This window comes from Intestinibacter sp. (assembly GCF_034113885.1).
Taxonomy (GTDB): Bacteria; Bacillota; Clostridia; order Peptostreptococcales; family Peptostreptococcaceae; genus Intestinibacter.
The window spans coordinates 1-4350 of record NZ_JAXEWM010000165.1 but is presented as its reverse complement, the minus strand read 5'-3'; the positions used below and the strand labels follow the sequence as shown (position 1 = coordinate 4350).

Annotated in this window: 2 protein-coding genes; both read left to right on the top strand. The window is 29.6% G+C overall.

Annotated features, from left to right (window positions below; all coding sequences use genetic code 11):
• Positions 1-234 precede the first annotated feature (234 nt).
• Entirely contained in the window at positions 235-2250 is a 2016-nt protein-coding gene (locus tag SPD90_RS10380) for an NlpC/P60 family protein (RefSeq protein ID WP_320925176.1), read from the top strand.
• A 537-nt stretch (positions 2251-2787) separates the two neighbouring features.
• Complete coding sequence (locus SPD90_RS10375) at positions 2788-4248, top strand: TROVE domain-containing protein (RefSeq protein WP_320925175.1); 1461 nt, start codon at positions 2788-2790, stop codon at positions 4246-4248.
• The last annotated feature ends 102 nt before the right edge of the window (positions 4249-4350 follow it).

Sequence of the window (4350 nt, the reverse complement as noted above, 5' to 3'; positions counted from 1 at the left end):
ATTAGACCTGTTTAAGGGATACTAAAGAAAAATATAATAGTGTATTACAAAAAGGAAAAATAGGCGACCTAGAAATAGGTTGCTTATTTTTTTGTATAATTTTCTTTGATTTTTATAAACAATATAGACAAAAAAAAGTCTAATATGATAGAATAATTGTAAAACATATTGAAAATAATTAAATTATATATAATAGTGTATCGATGTAAAGAAAAAATGGGGAGTGGGAAACACATGAAAAGAAAAACATTAATAGCAATAATACTTACAGTCGCTATGACTACAAATATTACCGTATCTGCAGCAACAATAAAAGAAACTTCTACTGCAACTGCAAAAGAAACTTCTACTACAACAACAATAGGAGAAACATCTACTGCAACAACAATAGGAGAAACATCTACTGCAGATGAAGTTGTAGAATCTGTTAAAGGAGAATCTAGAATTGAAACTCCTAAGATAACTTATAGTACTCACGTGCAAAATATAGGTTGGCAAGATGCAGTTACAAGTAACGGAATAGGAGGTACAACAGGTAAATCTTTAAGACTAGAAGCCTATAAATTAAATCTAAAATCTAGTGAAGATTTATCAATTGAATATCGTAGTCATGTTCAAAATGTAGGATGGCAAGATTGGAAATCAAATGGGGAGCTATCAGGAACAGAAGGTGAATCAAAAAGACTAGAGGCTATTTCTATTAGATTAACAGGAAAAGATGCTAGTAAATATGATATTTATTATAGAGTACATTGTAGTTATATAGGCTGGTTAGGCTGGGCTAAAAATGGAGAAGATGCAGGAAGTACTGGACAAGGAATAAAGGTAGAAGCAATGCAAGTAGTAATTTTACCAAAAGGACAAAAAGCACCAGGAAGTACAGAAAATCACTTTTTATCAACACCATCAGTAACATATACAGTAAAGTTTCATAATGGTAATTTTGGAAACAATGTTAAAGATGGAGCCATGGCAGGTACAACTGGACAAAGCAAACAACTAGATGGAATAAAAATAAACCTAAATAACTCTTCTTTAATGAGTGGTTCAATAAATTATCAAGGACATATTCAAGGAATAGGTTGGGGTGATACAGTTTCTGATGGGACTTTTCTAGGAGTAAATGGTAATAGACTAGAAGGTATAAGAATATGGTTAACTGGTGCTATGGATGTTTATTATGATGTTTACTATAGAGTACATTGTCAAAGCTTAGGATGGTTAGATTGGGCTAAGAATGGAGAAAGTGCTGGTAGTGAAGGTTATGGCTACAGAGCAGAAGCTATAGAAATAAAATTAGTTAGAAAAGGGTTAGGACCTGATACAGATGAAACTGCTAGTTTTAAGAAAGCTAAGAAAGTTAATCCACAATTGAAAAATATTTGTCATTTAGATTCACCAACAATAGATTATAACTATTACTCAGACTCTATTACTCTAAGAGGATGGGCTTTATCTGGATACAGAGTAAATGGAATACATGTTTATTTAGATGATAAGTTTTATAAAGCAATTCCTGTTGATGGGTATAGACCAGATGTATCAAATGCCTATCCAGCTTATGAAGATGATTATAGTGGTTTTTCTGTAACAATACCTATGAATGGTCTAGAGACAGGACAACACCAAGTTAGATTATATATAATAGATGGGAATAATAAAACTTTCTGTCCAACAATAACTTCAGATGAGGATAGACATCAAAAGGACTCTATAAGTTTTTATAATAACAATCTAAATATCTCAGCATCTAACTACTTTTTTAATGGAATGGCTAGTTGGAGAAAAACCGTTCTTAATCATGCTTTTGGAATGAGAGGAATAGCTTACTACTTAGGTGGAAATTTCTATGACCCTGGTACTCATATAAGTTACTCAAATGGAATGTATTATTTTACTCCAGTAAGCCAATTACCTAAAACAGGAGCAGTTCCTGGATATGGATTAGATTGTGCAGGATTTACTCAAAGATGTTATAGAATGGCAGGAATTTATATTGGTAGAACTACATGGGACCAATGTACTTACTTATGTAAAACTAGTCTACCAAAAGCAGGAGACTTATACTTTAAGAAGGACTTAGACCATGTTGGTATTTACTTAAAAGATAATGGAGATGGAACATTTACTTATATTGACTGTAATCAAACATGGGAAGGTGCAATGCCTGAGAATCATGTTAGAGGAAGAGTTGAAGTAAGAAGAGAGAAAAAAGTTAAAGATTGTGTATTTTATACACCATTTAACTAAATAACAGATTTTTATTGTTATATGGATTGTTAAGGCATATAGTTAATTTAAAAAAAGGCTGTTACATCAAGAAACTTTAATACAATATATATTGTATATTGTTACGAAATTCATTTAGTGACAGTCCTTTTTTTAAAAGTGCAAAGTTTTTGTCTTTTAAAACATTCTAGTTATAGATATAATTAGCTCATAGGAACAGATAAGGAAGTGCATAAAAGAGATACTTCGGGATTTGTTGTAAATGGATGGTGTCGCTGGTTCGAGTCCAGTTTTATATCTTTTTAAAAAAGGTATAAATAGCTCAGTTTTGGTAGAGCACATAATTCTCTTTTAGTTTTTCTCCTTATTTTTTAAAGATAGTGTATATTTGAGTTACTTCAATTGGTTTATTTGGTTCGAATCCAAAAATACTCAAATAGCTTTTCTTCTAAATTTGTTTCCTATTAAGAAGTGCAGAGAAGTGTTACTTCATTAAGAGTTGTTCCACACTTCTCGATTTTCTCTTAAATTTATTATTTATAGAAGGAGTGTTAAGATTTGAGTAAGTTTAATTTAAAAAATATAAATAAAACAGTAAATAAAAGTGGAAATGTAGCATATAAAATGGATGATAAAGAAAGACTTATAACTGAAGTTTTAACATCTTTCTTTAATGAAAATAAGTTTTATGGAGATAATTCTAGTAAAATAGTAGAAGATATTAGAAAGATAGCTATTAATGATAGTAGGTTTTTAGCTAATCTTACATTATATACAAGAAAAGAGATGCATTTAAGAAGTATATCTCATGTTTTAGCTGGGGAGCTTTCAAAAAGTGTTGAAGGAAAGAAGTATGCTAAAGAAGTAATTAAAAATATTGTTGAAAGACCAGATGATATGAATGAGATTTTAGCTTATTATTTAAATACTTTTGGAAAGCCAATCCCTAATGGAATGAAAAAAGGTTTAGCAGAAAGCTTTTTAAAATTCAATGAATATTCTCTAGCAAAAAACAACAAAAAAGGGGAAGTTAAGCTTAAAGATATCCTATGCTTAACTCATCCAAAGGCTAAAAATGAAGAACAAAATGAGTTATTTAAAAGAATTTTAGAAGATAGAATGAAAACACCAGAAACTTGGGAAACTATTTTATCAGCACATGGAAATAATGCAGAAACTTGGGGATATTTGATTGAAAATAACTTAGTTGGTTATATGGCTTTATTAAGAAATTTAAGGAATATTGTAAATGCTAAGCCTTATAATATGGATAAGGTTTTTGAAATAATAAGAAGTGAAGAGAGAGTAAGAAAAAGCAAACAACTTCCTTTTAGATTTTATTCTGCATATAAATCAATAAAAGATGATAAAATATGTGAAGAAAAAGCTTATGAGGCTTTAGAAGAGGCTATAAAGTACTCAGTTAAAAATATCAAAAAATTAAAGGGAAGAACACTAATTGCAGCTGATGTTTCTGGCTCTATGAATTTTACTATAAGCTATAGAAGTAATATAAAATGTTCTGAAATTGCAGTTGTAATGCTTGCTATAGCAAATTATATATGTGAAGATGCAATAACTGTAACATTTGATGATAGTTTAGTATTATATGATTTAGATAAAAGTAAAGGAATACTAAAAAATGCAGAATCAATATATGTTGGAGGGGGTTGGACTGACCTTACTCTTCCTATAAAATATATATTAAATCAAAAAATTAAAGTAGATAGGATAATAATGCTCTCAGATAATGAAATAAATAGTGGATACTCAAGAACATGTCAAGCTTGGGTAGATAAATATAGAAAAGATATAAATCCAGATTTATGGGTTCACTCTATAGATATGCAAGGTTATGGAACTCAGCAGTTTATTGGAGAAAAAACAAATATTTTAGCAGGATGGGATGAAAAGGTTTTAGAGTTTATTCCAAGAGTAGAAGAGGGGATAGGCTCTCTTAAAGATGAAATAGAAAACTATTATTTTAAAGAAGATTATTGTAAAAATATTGCACAATAAATTAAATATAATAGTATTGTGACATTTTATAAAAGGATGTGAATTTAATGAAAATAGTAAAGGGAGAATATAGTGAAGCTATTATTTTTACAGATGATATAG